Below are 19,121 nucleotides of genomic sequence, written 5' to 3'. Positions count from 1 at the left end.
GGCAGGCTCTCCACCCGGCGTCAGAGCTCCTTGAGCGCGCCGCGGTCAGGCCGCGGACAGGCTCTCCACCCGGCGCTTGAGCTCCTTGAGCGCCGTGTCCATGATCAGTTTCTCGGCCTTGCGGCGGAACATCCCGAGCATGCCGATGGCCAGCTCCACGGCCAGCGAATACGTCACCGTGGTGGTGCCGTCCGGCCCCTCGACCAGGTCGTAGGAGCCCTCCTGGGACTTCTGCGTCTTGGACGGCGCGACCAGGTGCCACTCGATCCGGGAGAGATCGTCGGCGTACGCGTACTCCAGCGTGTACTCGTCGGCCATCACGCCGGCGTCGATCCGGAAGGTCACCTGGGCGGCGTAGCCGTCCTCGTACTCCTCGACGATCGTGACCTGCTTGATCGCCTCGGCCCAGGCCGGATAGGCCGGGAAGTCGCAGATGACCGCCGCGACCCGGGCCAGCGGCGCATGGACCTGAATCGACTGGGTCGAGGTGTCCGCCATGCACGGGAGGCTACCCGCTGCGTGCGACAAAGCGCGCCACCGCCCCGAGCGCGCCGCCGCTCCGGTCATCGGCGTGGCGGACACCCGGGGACGTCGCCGATGGGCCGATGTCGGCCGGTGCCGCTACCATCCGTGACGTGCCAGCCCTCGCCCGCGGATCCACGCGCATTCGTCCGCTCGAAGCCGCGTCGCGCGTGATCATGCTCGCGCTGGTCGCGGTGCTCACCCTGATCGCCACCGGCGATCCCCGGCAGCTGATCTGGATCGTCCTGCTGGCGATCGCCGCGCTGCCCGCGTTCTTCTTCCGGGAGCATCCGATCCTGGCCCCGGCCGGCCGGTTCGCCGAGGTGATCGTGACCGGCCTGGCCGCCGGCTCGATCGCGGAGGCGTCCGACGGGGTGGCCCAGGGCTTCGGCGCCGAGGCGATCTTGCCGTACCTGGCGGTGCCGTTGCTCACCGCCGCGCTGCGCCGCAAGCCGACCGAGGGCGCCGCGCTGCTCGGGGTGGCCGCGGTGTCGATCGTCCTGGGCGGCGCGCTCGCCGATCCGAAAACGGTGCTGGCCGGCACCGGTTATCTGGCGGCCGGCGGCCAGTGGCTGGTGCTCGGCGCGATCGTGACCTTCGCGGCCGAGGCGATGCGCCAGTTCCTCCAGCCCGCCGAGCCCACCCCGCAGCCGTACGCGGAGGCCACCCGCCTGCTCACCCAGCTGCGCAGCGTGGCCCGGTCGCTGCCGGGCGCCACCCTGGACCCGGGCGGCATCTCCGAGCACCTGCTGGAGGAGCTGCGCGCGGTCGCACCCGGGCACCGGGCCGCGGTGCTCTCGGCCAGCGGCGGCGGCCGGCTGGTGGTGCTCGCCCAGACCGGTGCCGAGCGGGTCGACTGGGAGACCACGCTCGACGCGGACTCGGCGATCGCCGACGCCTGGGCCACCCAGCAGCCACACGTGGCGAGCCGGTCGCAGGCCCGCACGCACCGCGGCGGCGAGGTCTCCTCGCTGGTGATCCCGCTGGTGGCCGGGGTGCGCACGATCGGCCTGGTGATCCTGGAGACGGACGCCGCGGGGGCGTACCCGTCCTCGGTGGTGCAGGGCGTCACCGAGGTGACCGGCCCGGCCGCGCTACGGCTGGAGGCGGCGCTGCTCTTCGACGACGTCCGCTCGCTGGCCACCAACGAGGAGCGGCAGCGCCTGGCCCGGGAGATCCACGACGGGGTCGCCCAGGAGCTGGTGATGGTCGGTTACGGCATCGACAACGCCCAAGCCACCCTGCCGGAGGGCGCCGAGGAGACGGCCGAGGAGCTGCGCGCCCTGCGCGGCGAGGTGACCCGGGTGATCACCGAGCTGCGGCTGAGCCTGTTCGAGCTGCGCTCGGAGGTGGACCGCAACGGCGGCCTGGCCGCCGCGATCGCGGAGTACGCGCGGACCCTGGGCACCAGCGCCGGCCTGCGGGTGCACTTCACCTTCGACGAGTCGACCGCGCGGCTGCCCGCCGCGACCGAGGCCGAGCTGCTGCGCATCGCCCAGGAGGCGATCACCAACGCCCGCAAGCACGCCGGCGCGGCCAACCTGTGGGTCACGTGCACCGTCGATCCGCCGTACGCGGAAATCGAAGTCTCCGACGACGGCAAGGGTTTCGCCGACAATAGACCTGATGGCCGGTACGGTCTGACCATCATGGCCGAGCGGGCCGAGCGCATCCGGGGCCGTCTCAAGATCACCCCAAGACACCCCAGCGGGACAACCGTCGCCGTAGTGCTCGGAACCCCGCCTCGGCGCGATAGCGTGCGGGATAGCGTTTCCGCTCCAGAAGGGGAGTAACCCGAGCATGTCGACCAGTCCGGCGCCGACGACGCGCACCAAGGTCCTCCTTGTCGACGATCACGACTTGATCCGTAAGGGGCTGCGACACGCATTCGAGCGCGACCGGCAGTTCGAGGTCGTCGGCGAGGCGGCGACGGCCGCGGAGGCGGTGCGCCAGGCCGGCGCGCTGCAGCCGGATGTCGTGATCATGGATCTGCGGCTGCCCGACGGCAGCGGCCTGGAGGCCACCCGCGCCCTCCGGAAGAACAACGCCAACATGGGCATCGTGGTCCTGACCATGTATGCGGGCGACGACCAGCTGTTCGGCGCCCTCGAGGCCGGGGCCAGCGCGTTCGTGCCCAAGACCGCGCCGGCCGACGAGGTCGTGGCGGCCGCCCGGCACGCCGCGTCGGCGCCCAGCGCGTTCACCGCGGCCGACCTGGCCGAGGCGATGAAGCGGCGGCTCGCCCCGTCCGGCCCGCAGCTGTCCCCGCGCGAGGGTCAGGTGCTGCGGCTGCTGGCCGATGGCATGAGCGTGGCCGGGATCGCCAAGCAGCTGTTCGTCTCCGAGTCGACCGCGAAAACCCACATCTCGAAGCTCTACGAGAAGCTGGGCGCGGCGAACCGGGCGCAGGCACTCATGACGGCGCTGCGGCTGGGGCTCCTGGAAGCCCCCGACGCCCCGAAGTTCTAGACATTACCGACGCTTTCGGCGTTTCTGCCTGTCAGCCTACGAATCCCCAGATAGGCCTCGCAGCCCAGGCACAGCCCGAAAGCAGCATTCAGGAACGCCGCGAGCAGCCCGAACGCCGCGGCGATCATCCCTAGCGTCTCCGCGCCCGTCAGGTATCCCCCGCGGAGACGCTCAGGAACACGAAGCCGACCAGCTGCGCGAACCGTACCGGCGCGGCCGGCTCCTTCGGCCCGGGCCGCTTGGCGAGCTTGAAGAGCCTCGAGTACGGCCCCCACTGCGGCCGGTACGCGGTGATCGCGAAGACCACCGCCTGCGCCAGTGCCAGCCAGCCGGAGCCGGTGATCAGCACGAGCGCGATGACGATGCTGGTGACGGCGGCGGCGAAGCGCTGACCGTTGGCGTCGATCTCCATTCCCCCATTATTCCCCTAGGGAATGAAGGACTTTCCGCAGCAGCCCGTTGAGCTGTGTCAGCTCCTCCAGCGAGAGCGCCGCGAGCGCCGCCTGATCGCGTGCCATCCCCTCGAAGATGTAGCGATTCCACATCTCCCGCCCCGTCGGCGTGGGCCTGACCAGCACCCTCCGCCGGTCCGCGGCGTCGATCGACCGGGTCACCAGGCCGGCCTGCTCCAGGCGGTCCAGACGGCTGGTCATCGCGGCGCGAGTCACGTTGGCCGCCTCCGCGAGCTGCGCCGGCGTGGCCTCGGTCGGCCATGGTTGCACCATCAGCACGTGCAGCGTCTTCATGTCCTGGAGGGTGAAGTCCTCCGCGTTGTGAGCGAACGCCGCGGCGTCACCCCGCTCGATGAACCGCAGGATGTGCTTCATCCGCACCAACGCGCCCTCGACCTCCGGCGCGAACTTCGGCTCGTCCTTCCAGAACGACGCCCACCGGGCCACATGCTGATCCACACCGTCTTCCACCCACCCAGTCTTGCACAGTATCTGATTATTAGTTGCCTGATAGTTAGATGCTGAACTACCTTCGCGGCATGACACGCGACTTCCGGCTCCTCGCCACCGGCCAGGCCCTCTCCTGGCTCGGCAACGGCTTCCAGACCGTGGCGCTCGCCGTCGCGGTGGTCACCCACGGCGGTGGCGCCGACGACCTCGGCCTGGTGATGGCCGCCTCGGTGCTCACCATGCTGGCCGGCACGCTGTTCGGCGGCGTCTGGGCCGACCGCCTCCAGCCGCGGCACGTCATGGTCGTCTCCGACCTGGTCCGCCTGCTGGCCACCGCCGGCATCGCGGTGATGTTCGCCGGCGGGGGCTACCGGCTGCCCCTGCTCTGCGCGCTCACCGTCGTCTCGTCCGGCGCCGGCTCGTTCTTCGCCCCGGCGATGAGCGCACTCAAGCCGCTGCTCGTCCCGTCCGACCAGCTCCAGCAGGCCAACGCCACGCTCACCATGCTTCAGACCGCCTGCGGCATCGCCGGTCCCGCGCTCGGCGGGCTCACCGTCGCCGCCTTCGGCGCTCCGGCGGGCTTCGCCGCCGATGCGGTCAGCTTCGGGTTGTCCGGGGTCTTCGCCGCCATGCTTTCGGTACGCGCCGAGCGCGGCCCCCGTGCCCCGATGGTTCGCGAGCTGGCCACCGGCTGGCAGGCGATCCGCAGTCGCGACTGGCTGATCGGCGGCCTGTTCGGCGCCACGGTCTACCACATCGCCAACGGGATGATCCTGGTCCTGGTCCAGGTGACCGCCGTCGAACGCCTGGGCGGCGCCCACGCCATCGGCTGGATCTCGGCCGCCGAGGGTCTGGGCGGCCTGCTCGGCTCGGCCCTGGCGCTGCGCTTCCACCCCCGGCACCCGCTCCGGGCCGGCTGGCTCACCCTGCTGCTGATGCCGTTCTGGGCCCTGTCCTACGTCTGGCCCGGGGCGCTCACCGCGGTCCTGGCCGGCGCCGTCATCGGTTACGGCGGCCTGATGTTCTTCGCGGTCGCCTGGGAGACCGCGATCCAGGACCGGATCCCTCAGGCCATGCTCGGCCGCGTCGCCTCCTGGGACTATCTGACGTCCTTCCTGGCGATGCCCCTGGGCAACGCCTTGGCCGGCCCCCTCTCGGCCCGCTTCGGCGTCGACGGGGTCCTGACCGCCTGCGCCTTCGTGCTGTTCGCGTCGGCCGCTTCCCAGCTGCTGATCCCCGGCGCCCGCAACCTCACCCGGACGACGACCACCCGGGATGCCGTCCTGACTCCCGCGTGAACGCCAGGGCCGCCGTGCAGCGGCCGCCCTCCCCGAGGCCACCCAGCCCCCCGCCGGTCAGCCCCGTCCAGGCCCCCAAAAGTGAACCTGCCCACCCAGAGCGAAAGCAGAACCGGGCTGGCGCCCACGGCCCTATCCCGTCCCCCGATAGGGCCACCAGGACCAGCCCACCACCACCCAGCTGGCGCCCACCGCCCTATCCCGCCCCCTGATAGGGCCACCAGGACCAGCCACCGCCACCCGGCTGGCGCCCACCGCCCTATCCCGTACCCCGATAGGGCGACCAGGACCAGCCGCGATGGCGGGGGACGGGTAGGTGGCGTTGCCCCGGCCGCGAGCCGAGGGTGTACCGGAAAAGTCGGACTTCGGGCGGCGACCGGGCAGCGGACCGCAAGCAGGAGACGGACCGGATCATCGGCCGGCGGTGACCGGCGGCTGGGCCGCGATCAACAGCCCGCGTGGCCGGCATGCGAAACCGCGACCAGACAGCCGGCAGCCGGTCCTGGGCGGCGCGACAGGGCGCCGGGACGAGGTTCGGTACCGCGGCAGGATCGCTACCGGCCTCAGAGAGAAACGCACCCACCCTCCGGGTGGAAACGCGGATCAGGCGGGCAGCAGGTCGGCGAGCGCGGCGATCAGGTGCGGCTTGGTCGGGACACCGGTGGCACGGCGGGTCACCCGGCCGTCCGAGTCGACGATCAGCAGCGTCGGGGTGCGCCAGATGCTCAGGGCGCGCACCTCGTCGAGGTGGCTCTCGGCGTCGACCTCGACGTGCCGCACGTCCGGAAGCAGCGCCACGACCTCGGCGCTGACCCGGCGCAACGCCCGGCATGGCGCGCAGAACGCGGTGGAGAACTGCACCAGCGTGACCCTGCCCGGCTCGACCCCGAGCCGCTCCAGCAGCGCCGGGTCGAGAAGCTCGCCGTCCCGCGCATCCGTCACGCCACCAGTCTGCTCCGCCACCCCACCGACCGGCACCGTGCCCTCCGCCACGCCCCCGCCGCTCTCCAGACGCGAATGGGCCCAAGAGCCCGAACCCGCACCCCCACGAGCACCCGAATCGCCACTCGCGCCCCCACGAGCACCCGAACCGCCACTCGCGCCCGAGACAACTCCCGAACCCGCGCCACCGCTCGAATCCGAGACGACTCCCGAACCACTGCTCCAATCAGAGAGGATTCCCGAGCCCGAAACGCCGCTCGAATCCGAAGCAACTCGTGGACCCGAAACGCCACTCGAATCCGAAGCGGCTCGCGGACCCGAAACGCCACTCGAATCCGAAGCAACTCGTGAACCCGAAACACCGCTCGAATCCGCAGCGGCTCGCGGATCAGAGGCCGCGCCCGACCCCGACACAGCTCGCCGATCCGGAGCCACAGGCCGGAGACGTCCATCGCTGCGACGGCGCCAGACACCCACGGCCACCCCGGCCGCCAGCACCACCCCGACCGCCGCCATCCCCACCGGATCCATGGGACAACTGTGACACCTGATCAGGCCGATTGATAGGCGCTGGCCTGCAAAGTGAACAACTGCGCGTACACACCGTCCGCCGCCAGCAGCTCGTCGTGGCCGCCCTCCTCCACGACCTTCCCGTGGTCCAGCACATAGATCCGGTCCGCCTCCCGGACGCTCGCCATCCGGTGCGTGATCAGTACGACCGTGCGGCCCGCCGCCAGGTCCCGCAACCGCCGGTACACCTCGTGCTCGGCCCGGGCGTCCAGGTTCGCGGTCGGCTCGTCGCAGATCAGCAGCGGCGCGTCCCGGTGGAACGCCCGGCTCACCGCGAGCCGCTGCCACTGCCCGCCGGACAGGTCGGCGCCGTCGGTGAAGTGCCGGGACAGCAGGGTGTCGTACTGCCGGGTCAGCTCCATCACGAACTCGTGCGCGTCCCCGGCCCGCGCCGACTCCTGCACCTGGGCCAGCGACGCCGGGCGGTCGTGCCGTCCGATCGCGATGTTGGCGCGGGCCGACAGCGGCCACCGGGTCGGCTCCTGCATGACCACCGCGACCCGCTCCCGCAGCGACTCCGGATGAAACCGGGACACGTCCACCCCGTCCCAGGTGATCGTCCCCTGCTGCGGGCGGTACAGCCCGGCCAGGACCGCGGCGAGCGTGGACTTGCCGGAGCCGTTCTCGCCGACCAGCGCGATGATCTCGCCGCGGCGCAGGGTCATGCTGACCTCGTCGACCGCCGCCCGTTCGGCGTCCGGGTAACGGAAGGTCACCCGGTCCAGCCGGATCTCGCCGAACCCGTCCGGGGCCCGCGACTCCGGCGACGGCTCGGCGTGCGCCAGCGACATCGCACAGAAGCCCTGGAAGTCGGCGAAGTACAGCCCCTGCTCGTACACCCGGTTCACCGAGAAGGCCAGTTCGCGGAGCTTGCCGATGCCGATGTTGATGGCGTACGCGGCCGCTCCGCCGACGGCCAGCTCCATCCGGCCGGTCCAGAGCAGCCAGAGCAGCACGAGGTAGGCCAGTCCGCTGATCAAGCCGCTGAGCGCCTGGCCGTAAAGGTTGGTGCGGACCGAGCTGGTCACCACCCGGATCTCCTCCACGGTGGAGATCCGCAGCAGCCGGGCCACCTCGGCGAGCAGGAACCGGCGCACCGTGAAGGCGCGCAGCTCACCGGCCGGTTCGCGGGCCGCCAGCAGGTAGGCGAGCATGCGCTGACGCCGCCAGACCGCGATCAGTTTCAGCTCGCTGCGGTAGTTGAGCCGCGCCGCCCGGACCGCGGCCCACCCGGTCGGCAGCGCGGCCAGGACCAGCAGCGGCAGCAGGATCGGGTGCAGCACCGCGAGCACCCCGGCCGCGGCGACCAGCCCGACCAGGTTGGTGAGCACCTCGATGCCGAAGTCGACGACCTGCTGCGCGGCCGGGATCCCCCGGTCCCGGGCGCGTTCCATGGCGTCCCGCCAGTCCGGGTCGTCGAAGGTGGCCAGGTCCACCCGGGTGGTCAGATCGAGCAGCCGGTTCTCCGCGGCCTCGTAGACCGCGGGCGACAGGCGGCCATGGGTCGCGGTCGCGGCGCTCGCCAGCAGACCGCGCACGGCAAGGGCCACGATCAAGAGCACCAGCGACGGTACGGCGGCCCGCACCCGCTCCGGCGTAGGGCCGGCCGAGAGCAGCCCGTCGAACACGCCGACCGTGCTGATCAGCCCGAGCGCCCCGGCGATCCCGGCGGCGACCTGCAACACCAGCACGGCGGCGGTGGTGCCCGGCCCGGCCCGCCAGGCGAGCAGCCAGGCATCCTTGAGCAGTCGCGGCAGCCGCCGGAACATGCGCAGGAAACTGGTGTTCGCCGCCTCCTGCGTGCTGGTCAGCCAGTAGGGCACGTCCAGCTCGCCGTCGCCCCCGGTCTCCAGCATCGCGGCACCGTCGTCACCTCCCGCGGTCCCCGGCTCGCCCCGCGCGCCCGGATCACCGCCGCCCGCGGACGCACGCCGGCCACCGCCGGCCGCGCCCGGCACACCAGCAGAATCCGGCACGTCGGCGAAGCGGGCGGGATCGGCGGACGCCGGCGAATCGGCAGGGCCGGCGGATCTGGCAGATGCCGACGAATCGGCAGAACCGGCGGCATCGGCAGGCGCCGGCGAGTCGGCGGACCCGGCGGCATCGGCAGGCGCTGGCGAATCGGCGGACCCGGCGGCATCGACAGGCACCGGCGAATCGGCGGAGCGGGCGGAATCGGCGAACATCGACGGAACCGCGGAATCGGCAGACGTCGACGGATCGGCGGAGCGGCTGGGATCAGCGGATGGGGTGGCGGGTCGGGCGGGGCTGGCGTCCGGCATCGGCGGCCTCCGGTCGGGGGTCCCTCCGTTTCGTTCCTACGCCGGTGGGCCGCCCACTGTCCACGGAGTAATCCGCTCACTCATGCCAATCCGCTACTACTAGGGGTTTCCTCCGCGGATGTCGCCCTTGCGGGAGTGGCCATCGGTGATCAGTGCGGACCCCGAGTCAGGAAGACCGTGACGGGGATCGGTCAGGCCGGGACGAGCAACTCCCGGAGCCTGGCGGCCTGGGTCTCCCAGCGCCACTCCCGCTCGACCCAGGCACGGCCCGCCTTGCCCATCGCCTGGGCGCGATCAGGATCGGACAGCAGCTCGGCCACGCGGGCGGCGATGGCGGGCACGTCGCGGCCGCCGACCACGTAGCCCGTCTCGCCCTCGCGGACCGCGTCCGGCGCGCCGCCGGAGTCGCCACCGACGACCGGCAGGCCGGTCGCCGAGGCCTCCAGGTAGACGATGCCGAGGCCCTCGACGTCCAGGCCGGCGGCCCGGGTGCGGCAGGGCATCGCGTAGACGTCGCCGGCCGCGTAGTGCTCGGGCAGCTCGCTCCACGGGACCGAACCGGTGAAGACGACGTCGGACTCGACGTCGTGCTCGCGGGCCAGGCGGGCCAGCGTCTTGCGGTGGGGACCGCCGCTGACCAGGAGCAGTGCGGCGCCCGGGACGCGGCGGCGGATCTCCGGGAGGGCGCGGATCAGCATGTCCTGGCCCTTGCGCGGGACCAGCCGGGAGACGCAGACCACCACCGGGCGGTCGGACAGGCCGTGCCGGGCGCGGACCGCGGAGCCGTCCACGCCGGGGTGGAACGTGTCCACGTCGACGCCGGGCGCGAGCCGCCGCAGGTCGGTCAGGCCGTGCAGCGCCTTGTCCAGGCGGGTGCGCTGGTAGTCGCCCAGGTAGGTGATCACGTCGTTCCCCCGGGCGATGCGGCGCAGCAGGCCGCGGGCGCCGGGCAGCGCGGCCCAGCCGATCTCGTGCCCGTGGGTGATGCCGACCGCTCGGGTGACCCCGGCATCCCGGCGCAGGCCGTGGGCGAGCAGGCCGAGTGGAGCGGCCGCACCGAACAGGACGCTGTCGCAGTCATGCGCCCGGGCCAGCTCGGCGGCCCGGCGGGCGACCCGCGGGGTGGGCAGCAGCATCCCGGTGTCCTCGCGGACCACCTCGAACGGCTGCTCGGCGTCGAACGCGGCCGCACCCCGCCAGGTGGACGCATAGACCACCACCGAGCCGGGCGGCTGGCGCACCGCGAGATTGTGCACGAACTGCTGGATGCCGCCGGGCCGGGGCGGGAAGTCGTTGGTGACCAGCAGGGTGCGCCCCATCAGCGCTCTCCCCGGGCGTACGCACGGGCCGCGGCCATCCGCTGCACGGTGGACGGGTGCGAGGCGAACATCAGGAACTCCCAGGTCGGCGGATCGGGATCGGACAGGTTGACGGTGCCGAGGCGGCGCTGCATCGCCTCGAAGGTCTGCGGGTCGCCGGTCAGATCGAGGGCGTGCCGGTCGGCGCGGGCCTCGATGTGCCGGGAGACGAACGCCTGACCCGGACCGGCCAGCAACCCGGCGAGCGCGACCACGGCGAGCAGCAGCCCGATCGCCCGCGGCTCGCCGATCGAGTCCACCCCGGCCAGGCGGAGCAGGGCGGACCAGGAGCCGAGCAGGTAGACCCCGATCACCGCCAGCGCGGCGCCGAGCGCGCCGAGCAGCGTCCCGGTCAGCACGTCGCCGTCCTTGGCGTGGCCGAGCTCGTGCGCGGCCACCGAGACCACCTCGTCGGGGGTGGCCTCGGTGAGCATGGTGTCGTAGACGACGATCCGCCGGGTCGGGCCCAGGCCGGAGACGTAGGCGTTGACCGCCCGGGTGCGCCGGGACGCGTCGGCGACCAGCACGTCCCTGACCGGGACGCCGTCGCGGTCGGCCAGCTGGATCAGCTCGGTGCGCAGCGGGCCGTCCGGCATCGGGGTGAACTTGTTGAAGATCGGCTCGACCACCACCGGGAGCACGAAGGAGAGCAGCACCACCAGCCCGGCCGCGCCGGCCGCGCCGAACGCCCACCACCAGCGGGGCGCGAAGTGGGTGACGGCGAAGAAGCCGGCCAGCGCCAGGCCGCCCAGGAGCGCGCCGACCACGAGCGATTTCGCCAGGTCGGCGCCCCAGCCGCCCCACGACTGGGTGGAGATGCCATAGCGCACCACGATGGTGTGCCGCCAGGCCGCGAGCGGCACGGTGAGCAGCTCGCCGGCCAGCACCACGAGCAGGCCGCCGAGCACCGCCCGGGCCAGCCAGTGGTCGCCGAACGGCCGGCCGCCCAGCTCCACCAGCCGGGCACCGAGTGGGGTGAGCCCGAGCAGCAGGGCCACCAGCAGGCCCAGGGCCATGCTCAGGTAGCTGCCCGGGCGCAGGTCGGCGCGGAACTGGCGGGCCCGGGCCACCTGCTCCGGCGGGAACTGGCCGAGCGCGGCGACCTGGTCGGCACGCGGCGCGGGGGCGCGGTGCCAGGGCACGGTCAGCGCCGCGAACAGCACCAGCGCGACGAGCAGCACCCCGAACGCGACGAGGGCCCACCAGCGGGGAGTCATGTCCGAAGATCCTAGGTCAGCGTCGTGATCACGCCACGTGGCGGCGGAACGGGACGATCGCCGGTGGCTCCGGGGTCTCCAGCAACTCCACCTCGAAACCGGCCAGCTCGAACGTCTCGATCGCCCGCAGCTCGCCGGGAGTCAGGTCGGCGATCCCGCCGGGCGTCTGCTCGAGCACGCTGACCAGGCATCCGGTGCACTCGTCGGTCCGCTCGACGCAACGACCACAATCGATGATCATTACCCCTCCTCGACCAGGAGGGATCCGCGCGACGGACCGGTCACCTCAGGTAATCGTCACGCTAGGCGAGGGGTACGACAAAACTCAGGATCGGGCCAACCGGCGCAGGAGCGAATCGGCGCCCATCGGGTACGCCCCGTGCCGGCGCACGCCGTCGGCCACCTCTCGATCGGAGGAGACCACCACGATCGGGCGGCCCGGCGGCTCGGCTCGGACCAGCTGCCGGATCAGCTCGTCGGCGGTGGTGCCCTTGCGGGAGAAGAGCACCCGGACGCCGCGCGGCGCGGGTGGCAGGCCGTGCACCCGCTCGGCCCCGTCGAAGACCACGGTGACCTCGTCCTGGGTCTGCGCGGCGATCCCGCCCAGCCCGGTGATCAGGCGTTTGCGCTGCTGCTCCAGGGACATGTCGGCGAAGCCGCGCTTGGTCACGTTGTAACCGTCGACGATCAGGTGCGCGCGGGGCAGCGCGAGCAGCTGGTCGAGGCGGCCCGGGTCGTCGGTGTCCTGGGCACGGGCCCGGGAGCGCTCCGGTGCGCCCGGCCGGTCCGCGGCGGCGTCGGCCACGAAGTCGGCGGGGAGCTTGTCGGTCGGGTCGAGGGCCAGCTCGCGGCGCAGCCCGGTGGCCGCCTGGCCGATCGTCTCGAGCAGCAGCCAGAGGCGGGCGTCGTCGACCGCCCGGGCGTCCTTGGCCGCCTGCTTGCCGGTGGCGGCGAGGGCCTCGGCGTCGGCGAGGCGGGACCGCATCCGGCGTATCTCAGCCTCGTGATCGAGAGCGGCGCGTGACGCGCGCCCCTTCTCGGTGGCCAGCAGGTCCGCCGCGCGTTTCTGCGCGGCCAGCGCCTCGCGCAGCGCCTTCGTCGTGCTGCGGGCCTCCTCGCGCAGCTGGCCGAGCTCCTCGCGGACCCGGGCCAGCTCGTCGCGGAGCTTGTCGGCCTCGACCCGGGCCACCGCCCGGTCGTGCTCGGCCCGGGTGGCTCGCTGCTCGGCGGCGCGCAGCCGGTCGGCCTGTGCGGCGCTGTCCGCGTCGGCCCGGACAACGTCGCCGGCCGCCTCGATCAGCTCCCGCCAGCCGTCCGGACGGGCCAGGTAGGCCAGTGCGGCGACCTCGACCGGGTCGGCGGCGGCCGGGGCGACCCCGCTGGTCACCGCGGCGCCCAGGTCACCGGCCTCGTTGACGATCCGGGCGCCGATCCGCTGGCGGAACAGCGGGTCGGCGGTGAGCTGGGCGGCGATCTCCCGGCCGCCGAGCCGGGCCCGCCGGTTCGGCGCGAAGCGGGCGACGCGGCGCAGCGCGACCGGGATCTCGTCGGCGGGCAGGCCGGGCAGGGCCGCGGCGGCGAGCGTCATGATCCGCTGACGGACCGGCTCGGGCAGGATCGGCTCGGGACCGGCCGGCTCCGCATCGTCCGCGAGCGAAGGACCGACCGGCTCGGCATCGTCCGCGAGCGAAGGACCGACCGGCTCCGCATCGTCCGCGAGCAAAGAGCCGACCGGCTCGGCGTCGTCCGCGAGCGAAGGACCGACCGGCTCCGTTCCCTCCGCATCCTCCGGGAGCGGAGGGAGGGGTGGCAGCGACAGCGAAAGGGCGTCCGCAGCCGGGAACGCCGCCTCCTCTACGGGGCGGTCGTCGGGTTCGAGCGGCGCGGACATCCACCCATTCTCACACCGTGGCAAGCGAAAACGCTTGCTGAGGCAAGTGATCTTTTCCAGGTGGGCTCGGTTTCTGTCGTACCCCCGCTCTAATGTTCCCCGCCGTGGCACAACCGGCTTACGTGCAGGGCACTCTGGACACGCTGCTGTCCGCCGACGGCTCGGTGGATCCGGCCGCCGTCTCGCTCTCCGACACCACGTTCGTGGTGCTCGACCTGGAGACCACCGGCGGCGCGCCGGACGGCGGCGGGATCACCGAGATCGGCGCGGTCAAGGTGCGCGGCGGCGTGCCGCTGGGCGAGTTCGGCACCCTGGTCAACCCGGGCGAGCCGCTGCCGCCGTTCATCACCGTCCTGACCGGCATCACCGAGGCGATGCTGCGCCCGGCCCCGCCGATCGAGACGGTGCTGCCGGCCCTGCTGGAGTTCCTCCGCGGCGCCGTCCTGGTCGCCCACAACGCGCCCTACGACGTCGGCTTCCTCAAGGCCGCCTGCGCCCGGCACGGCTACCCGTGGCCCGCGCCCCGGGTGCTGGACACCGCGGCGCTGGCCCGCCGCGCCCTGACCCGCGACGAGGTGCCGAATCGGAAGCTCGGCACCCTGGCCCACTTCTTCCGGTCCACCGTCCAGCCCAACCACCGCGCCCTGGAGGACGCGAAAGCGACCGTCGACGTGCTGCACGGCCTGATCGAGCGGCTGGGCAGCTTCCGGGTGCACACCCTGGGCGACGCGATCGAGTTCGCCAAGGCGGTCACCCCGGCCCAGCGCAGCCGCCGGCACCTGGCCGACGGGCTGCCGCACGTGCCCGGGGTCTACATCTTCCGGGCCGCCGACGACCGCCCGCTCTACGTCGGCACGTCCAAGGACGTGGCCACCCGGGTGAAAAGCTATTTCACCGCCGGCGAGAAACGCGCCCGGATCTCCGAGATGCTCACCGCCGCGGTCCGGGTGGAGGCGGTGGAGTGCGCCCACGCGCTGGAGGCCGAGGTCCGCGAGCTGCGGATGATCGCCGCACACGCCCCGCCCTACAACCGGCGGTCGAAATATCCCGAGCGGGTCGTCTGGCTCAAGCTCACCGCCGAGGCCTATCCACGGCTGTCGGTGGTCCGCCGGTTCGCCGACGACGGCGCGACCTATCTGGGCCCGTTCTCCTCCCGGCGCACCGCCGAGCTGGCCGCCGCCGGGGTCTACGACGCCGTGCCGCTGCGCCAGTGCAACCACAAGCTGTCGCTGCGCACCAAGACGCCGGCCTGTGCCCTGGCCGAGCTGGGCCGCTGCCCGGCCCCGTGCGAGCACGAGATCACTCCGGAGGATTACGACCTGCGGGCCGCCCTCCCGTTCCGGGTCGCCACATCGGGGGACCCCGGACCGGTGATCGAGGCCATCCTGGCCCGGATCGAGGCGCTCAGCGACCGCCGGCGCTACGAGGAGGCGACCACCCTCCGCTCCCGGTTGATCGCCCTGCTGCGCGCCCTGATCCGGATGCAGCGGCTGGACGCCCTGACCCGCATCCCGGAGATCGTCGCCGCCCGGCGGAACGACAAGGGTGGCTGGGAGATCGCCGTGATCCGGCACGGCCGGCTGGCCGCGGCGGCCACCTCCCCGCCCCGTGAGCACCCACGACCCACCCTGGACGCGGCGAAACTGACCGCCGAGACGGTCCTCCCCGGACCGGGCCCGGTGCCGTCCGCGTCCGCTGAGGAGACCGAGCGGGTTCTCGCGTGGCTGGAGCGGGTGGACACCCGCCTCGTGGAGACCGACGGCGACTGGGTGTCACCGGCTCGTGGCGCGGCGCGATTCAGCGCCCTCCTCACCAGGGCCGAGGCGGCCGCTTCGGGCCAAGACTCAACCGTTCGCCTATCGGTAACTGACCGTTCGGATGACGCTCGCTCGCTTAGGCTGTAAGGCACGCGGGGAGCTTGTGGTGATTCCGGTTGTGGAGTCGCAGCCACCTGAGCTTCTCGTGTCATGCTTCAAAGCAGGCATGAGCGAGCGGTGAGGGGGTGTCCGGGTGGACGTCGACGCCGGCCACGGCGCCGCTCTCGGTCGTGCCCTGCCGGCCACCACGTCCCAGGCCGGCTCGTCGAGCCCGCTCACCTTCACCCGGCGATTGCGTTCGCTGCTCAGCTTTCAGGGCAATGACGACGATCCGGTCTCGACCCTGGCCCGCACGCACCGCACCATTCACCCGTCGGCCGATGTGGCCCTGCTCCGCCGCAGCTACTCGATTGCCGAGAGCATGCACCGCGGCCAGTTCCGCAAGTCCGGGGATCCCTACATCACGCATCCGCTCGCCGTCGCGCAGATCTGCGCCGAGCTGGGCATGGACACGACCACCCTGGTCGCCTCGCTGCTGCACGACACGGTGGAGGACACCAGCTACACGCTGGAGGCCCTGGAGGGCGACTTCGGCCCCGAGGTGGGCCATCTGGTCGACGGCGTGACCAAGTTCGACAAGGCGTTCTACGGCAAGGCCGCCGAGGGCGAGACGATCCGCAAGATGATCGTCGCGGCCGGCAAGGACGTCCGGGTGCTGGTGATCAAGCTGGCCGACCGGCTGCACAACATGCGCACGCTGGACGCCCGCTCCCCCGCCTCCCGGGCCCGGATCGCCAACGCCACGCTGGACGTGCTGGTCCCGCTCTGCGACCGGCTCGGCATCCAGGCGCTCAAGCGCGACCTGGACGACGTGGTCCTGTTCCACCTGGAGCCGGACGCCTACGCGCGGATCGACGAGCACGTGAAAAACCGTCCCGGCTGGAGTGAGTACCTCGCCGACGTCTCCGCCAAGGCGCGCACCGCGCTGCGCCGCTCCCGGGTCGACGCCGAGGTGACCCCGCGTCCCCGGCACTACTACTCGATCTGGAAGGACACGGTCGCCGGCGGCCACGCGGTGCCGCTCGACCTTCCCCGCATCGCGGTGGTGGTGGACGGGCCGGACACCGACTGCTACGCGGCGCTCGGCGCCATCCACGGCCGCTGGCGCCCGGTCGCCGGCCGGTTCAAGGACTTCATCGCCTCGCCGAAAAACAATCTGTACCGCTCGCTGCACACCACCGTGGTCGGCCCGGAGGGACGCCTCGTCGAGGTCCTGATCCGCACCGAGACCATGCACCGTTACTCGGAGTACGGCGTCGCCACCAGCTACCGATATCCCAAGGTGTCCGACGAGCCACCCGGCGCCGACCAGCTGACCTGGCTGAAACGGGTGCTCGACTGGCAGCAGGACACCACCGACGCGGCCGAGTTCCTCGATTCGCTCCGATGTGACCTCGCCGAGGCGCAGATCACGGTCTTCGCCCACGGCAACGCCTACGAGTTACCCAGCGGCTCCACCCCAGTCGACTTGGCGTACGAACTGGGCCCGCAAAAGGGCGACCAATGCCTGGCCGCCACGATCAACGGACGTCTCGCCCCCCTCAGCTCGCCCCTGCGCGACGGTGACGTCGTCGAGATCTTCTCCGAGAACGACGGGCACGTCGAGGTCGAGCCCAACGCGCCGCGCGGCCCCCGCAAGGAGTGGCTCGGGTTCGTCAAGTCGAGCCAGGCGCAGATGCAGATCAACCGCTACTTCGACGAGCGGAACGAGCCCGGCATCAGCATCGCCGACAAGGTACGCCTCGGCCGGGCCACCATCGGTCTCACCCTCCGCAAACACGACCGTGGCCTGGCCAGCGAGGTCCCGCTGCGCCGCCTGGCCGAGGACCTGGGATATCCCGACCTGGAGACCCTGCTGGTCGCGGTCTGCGAGCGCACGGTCGAGCCGGACGCCGTGGTCGAGCAGCTCATCGCGATGGTCGACCACCCGGACTAGGACTCTCAGTCTTTCCGGCTAACCTTGCCCGCGTGAACTTCTCTCGGCAGCTGCGCGGCCTGGCCTACCAAGTGTTCTACGGCCTGCCCCTGCCGGTGCGCCGCCACGTGGCCCGGGCCGTCTCCCCCAAGTTCCTGGTCGGGGCAGTCGCCGTGATCCGCGACTCGGAGGCCGCCGAGCCGGGCCGCTTGCTGCTGCTGCGCCAGCCGTCCAGCCGCGGCTGGGGCCTGCCGGCCGGCCTGCTCAAGCGGGGCGAGCTGCCCGCCGTCGGCGCCGCCCGTGAGCTGTTCGAGGAGTCCGGCGTCCGGATCGAGCCCGGCGACCTGCGCCCCGGCAATCCGAACGCGATCCTGCACCCCAACGCGGCGAATGTCGACATGGTCTGGTTCGGCTGGGTGCCGGCCTCCAGCACGCCGCTGGTGGTGGACGGTGGTGAGGTCCTGGAGGCGCGCTGGTTCCCGCTCGACGACCTGCCCCGGCTCACCTGGCCGACCGCGCGCCTGCTCGGCATCTACGGCCTCGGGCCGCGGGCCGGGGAGCTGCCACCGTCGGTCCCGGTCTCCGACACCGCCCCGACCCGCCCGGCCTCCGCCCCGTGACCGCCGCTTCGGGAAACGCCGCGCGCCCGGAGGTCTGCGGTGTCGTGCTCGCCGCCGGTGAGGGTCAGCGCCTGCGCCCGCTCACCGCGTCGGTGCCCAAGGCGCTCTGCCCGGTCGGCAACCTGCCGCTGCTCGACCACGCCCTGCGCCGCCTGGCCGGTCTCGGCCTGAGCGGTCCCGCTCAGGTCGGCGTGAACGCCGCCTATCTCGCCGACCAGGTCGTCGCCCACGCCACCGGCCGCGCGCACCTCTCGGTCGAGCTGGACGGCCCGCTGGGCACCTCCGGTGGCGTCGCCCGGCTGAAAGGCTGGATCGACGGGCGCGGAGTGCTGGTCGGCAATGCCGACGCCTACCTGGCCGATCCGTTCCGGGAGCCGGGCAAGGACATCGCCGCGCTGCTCGACGGCTGGTCCGGCGAGACGGTGCGGATGCTCACCAAACCCTGCCGCCCCGGCGAGACCGGCGGTTTCAGCGGACACCGCTTCGCCGGCTTCTCCCTGATCCCGTGGCGCTTCGTCGTCGATCTCGACGATCACAACACCGATCTGGTACGCACGGTGTGGCGCCCGGCCGAGGCCGAGGGTGCCCTGGAGCTGATCGGATACGAAGGCCTCTATCTGGACACCGGCACCCCGGCGCTGTACCTGGAGGCGAACCTGCACGCCGCCGGCGCCGGGCTGGCCGACCCGGCCGCCGAGGTGACCGGCACGGCCGTCGAGTCGGTGATCGGCGCCGGCGCCCGGGTGGCCGGCAGCGTGACCCGCTGCGTGGTGTGGCCCGGCGCCACCGTCGAGGCCGGCGAGTCGCTCAGCGACGCGATCCGGGCACCCGGCGGCCTGACCGTCCACACGGCCTGACCTCGCGCCGAGCCACCCGCGGGCCGCGCGCCCGGCGGTCAGTCCGCGTCGGGCAGGCCGATCGCGAACGCGTCCTCCAGGTCATGCTTGGAGTACGCACGGAACGCGATGTGCGACTCCGTGTTGATCACACCCGGGGTCTTGGAGATGCGGCCCGCGATGACCTCGGCGATGTCGTCGAAGCGCGGCACCCGCACGATGGCGATCAGGTCGACGTTGCCGGCGACCGAGTAGACCTCGCTGACCCCGTCCAGCGCCGCCAGCGCCTCCGCGACCTCGGGAATCGAATCGGTGGCGCAGTCGATGTGGACGATCGCGGTATTCACCTGAGGTCTCCTCACCCATGAGGCCGAATGGTCGTGCCCATGCTATCCGCACCCCGATCAACAGAACCGGCCCGC

Annotated in this window: 18 protein-coding genes; 7 read left to right on the top strand and 11 right to left on the bottom strand. The window is 72.5% G+C overall.

Annotated features, from left to right (window positions below):
• Window positions 1-45: 45 nt before the first annotated feature.
• Window positions 46-498, bottom strand: a complete 453-nt coding sequence (locus Aiant_RS29405) for an SRPBCC family protein (RefSeq protein ID WP_189336273.1) — start codon at window positions 496-498, stop codon at window positions 46-48.
• Window positions 499-635: 137 nt separating this feature from the next.
• On the opposite strand from Aiant_RS29405, the gene Aiant_RS29400 reads away from it, so the two are divergent.
• Together Aiant_RS29400 and Aiant_RS29395 are read left to right on the top strand one after the other, a co-directional pair.
• Window positions 636-2,315 carry a sensor histidine kinase gene (locus tag Aiant_RS29400; RefSeq protein WP_189336272.1) on the top strand — a complete coding sequence of 560 codons (1,680 nt, stop codon included), beginning with the start codon at window positions 636-638 and terminating at the stop codon, window positions 2,313-2,315.
• 7 nt (window positions 2,316-2,322) lie between these two features.
• Entirely contained in the window at window positions 2,323-2,991 is a 669-nt protein-coding gene (locus Aiant_RS29395; protein WP_014688640.1) for a response regulator transcription factor, read from the top strand.
• Here Aiant_RS29395 and Aiant_RS46645 read toward each other — a convergent pair.
• From Aiant_RS46645 to Aiant_RS29385, 3 genes are read right to left on the bottom strand one after another with little or no spacing between them, the layout of a single operon-like run.
• On the bottom strand, window positions 2,988-3,119 hold the full coding sequence (locus tag Aiant_RS46645; RefSeq protein WP_268248865.1) for a DUF4395 family protein: 132 nt from the start codon (window positions 3,117-3,119) through the stop codon (window positions 2,988-2,990). The two genes, Aiant_RS29395 and Aiant_RS46645, sit on opposite strands and share 4 nt — an antisense overlap.
• A gap of 20 nt (window positions 3,120-3,139) precedes the next feature.
• On the bottom strand, window positions 3,140-3,403 hold the full coding sequence (locus Aiant_RS46640) for a DUF4395 domain-containing protein (protein ID WP_268248864.1): 264 nt from the start codon (window positions 3,401-3,403) through the stop codon (window positions 3,140-3,142).
• Between the two features lie 7 nt (window positions 3,404-3,410).
• On the bottom strand, window positions 3,411-3,914 hold the full coding sequence (locus Aiant_RS29385) for a MarR family winged helix-turn-helix transcriptional regulator (protein ID WP_229831409.1): 504 nt from the start codon (window positions 3,912-3,914) through the stop codon (window positions 3,411-3,413).
• Window positions 3,915-3,982: 68 nt separating this feature from the next.
• On the opposite strand from Aiant_RS29385, the gene Aiant_RS29380 reads away from it, so the two are divergent.
• Window positions 3,983-5,191, top strand: a complete 1,209-nt coding sequence (locus Aiant_RS29380) for an MFS transporter (RefSeq protein ID WP_189336271.1) — start codon at window positions 3,983-3,985, stop codon at window positions 5,189-5,191.
• Between the two features lie 603 nt (window positions 5,192-5,794).
• Here the strand turns inward: Aiant_RS29380 and Aiant_RS29370 are convergent.
• From Aiant_RS29370 to Aiant_RS29345, 6 genes are all read right to left on the bottom strand, one after another.
• Window positions 5,795-6,133, bottom strand: coding sequence for a TlpA family protein disulfide reductase (locus tag Aiant_RS29370; protein ID WP_229831408.1), 339 nt, complete (start codon window positions 6,131-6,133; stop codon window positions 5,795-5,797).
• A gap of 551 nt (window positions 6,134-6,684) precedes the next feature.
• Window positions 6,685-8,559, bottom strand: coding sequence for an ABC transporter ATP-binding protein (locus Aiant_RS29365; protein ID WP_189336269.1), 1,875 nt, complete (start codon window positions 8,557-8,559; stop codon window positions 6,685-6,687).
• A gap of 617 nt (window positions 8,560-9,176) precedes the next feature.
• Complete coding sequence (locus tag Aiant_RS29360; protein WP_189336268.1) at window positions 9,177-10,304, bottom strand: glycosyltransferase family 4 protein; 1,128 nt, start codon at window positions 10,302-10,304, stop codon at window positions 9,177-9,179.
• Window positions 10,304-11,560, bottom strand: coding sequence for a M48 family metallopeptidase (locus Aiant_RS29355; RefSeq protein WP_189336267.1), 1,257 nt, complete (start codon window positions 11,558-11,560; stop codon window positions 10,304-10,306). Before Aiant_RS29355 ends, Aiant_RS29360 begins: the two co-directional genes overlap by 1 nt.
• A gap of 28 nt (window positions 11,561-11,588) precedes the next feature.
• Complete coding sequence (locus tag Aiant_RS29350; protein WP_189336266.1) at window positions 11,589-11,801, bottom strand: hypothetical protein; 213 nt, start codon at window positions 11,799-11,801, stop codon at window positions 11,589-11,591.
• A gap of 84 nt (window positions 11,802-11,885) precedes the next feature.
• Window positions 11,886-13,451 carry an NYN domain-containing protein gene (locus Aiant_RS29345; RefSeq protein ID WP_189336265.1) on the bottom strand — a complete coding sequence of 522 codons (1,566 nt, stop codon included), beginning with the start codon at window positions 13,449-13,451 and terminating at the stop codon, window positions 11,886-11,888.
• A 104-nt stretch (window positions 13,452-13,555) separates the two neighbouring features.
• Between Aiant_RS29345 and Aiant_RS29340 the strand changes: the two genes are divergently transcribed.
• The 4 genes from Aiant_RS29340 (at window position 13,556) to Aiant_RS29325 (ending at window position 18,720) form a co-directional block, all read left to right on the top strand.
• Window positions 13,556-15,355 (top strand): DEDD exonuclease domain-containing protein, encoded by a 1,800-nt coding sequence (locus Aiant_RS29340; protein ID WP_425322625.1) that lies wholly within the window; start codon window positions 13,556-13,558, stop codon window positions 15,353-15,355.
• A gap of 106 nt (window positions 15,356-15,461) precedes the next feature.
• A complete protein-coding gene (locus tag Aiant_RS29335; RefSeq protein ID WP_189336263.1) occupies window positions 15,462-17,264 on the top strand; it encodes a RelA/SpoT family protein in 1,803 nt (600 codons plus the stop codon).
• Between the two features lie 32 nt (window positions 17,265-17,296).
• Entirely contained in the window at window positions 17,297-17,863 is a 567-nt protein-coding gene (locus tag Aiant_RS29330) for an NUDIX domain-containing protein (protein ID WP_189336262.1), read from the top strand.
• Window positions 17,860-18,720: a nucleotidyltransferase family protein gene (locus Aiant_RS29325; protein WP_189336261.1), complete on the top strand. Its 861-nt coding sequence runs from the start codon at window positions 17,860-17,862 to the stop codon at window positions 18,718-18,720. Before Aiant_RS29330 ends, Aiant_RS29325 begins: the two co-directional genes overlap by 4 nt.
• Window positions 18,721-18,758: 38 nt before the next feature.
• Here Aiant_RS29325 and Aiant_RS29320 read toward each other — a convergent pair whose 3' ends face one another.
• Complete coding sequence (locus Aiant_RS29320; RefSeq protein ID WP_185040226.1) at window positions 18,759-19,046, bottom strand: Lrp/AsnC family transcriptional regulator; 288 nt, start codon at window positions 19,044-19,046, stop codon at window positions 18,759-18,761.
• Window positions 19,047-19,121 lie beyond the last annotated feature (75 nt).

Source organism: Actinoplanes ianthinogenes, from assembly GCF_018324205.1.
In the GTDB taxonomy this organism is placed as follows: Bacteria; Actinomycetota; Actinomycetes; order Mycobacteriales; family Micromonosporaceae; genus Actinoplanes; species Actinoplanes ianthinogenes.
The sequence above is the reverse complement of the archived record's forward strand: the minus strand, read 5'-3'. Positions and strand labels throughout refer to the sequence as shown.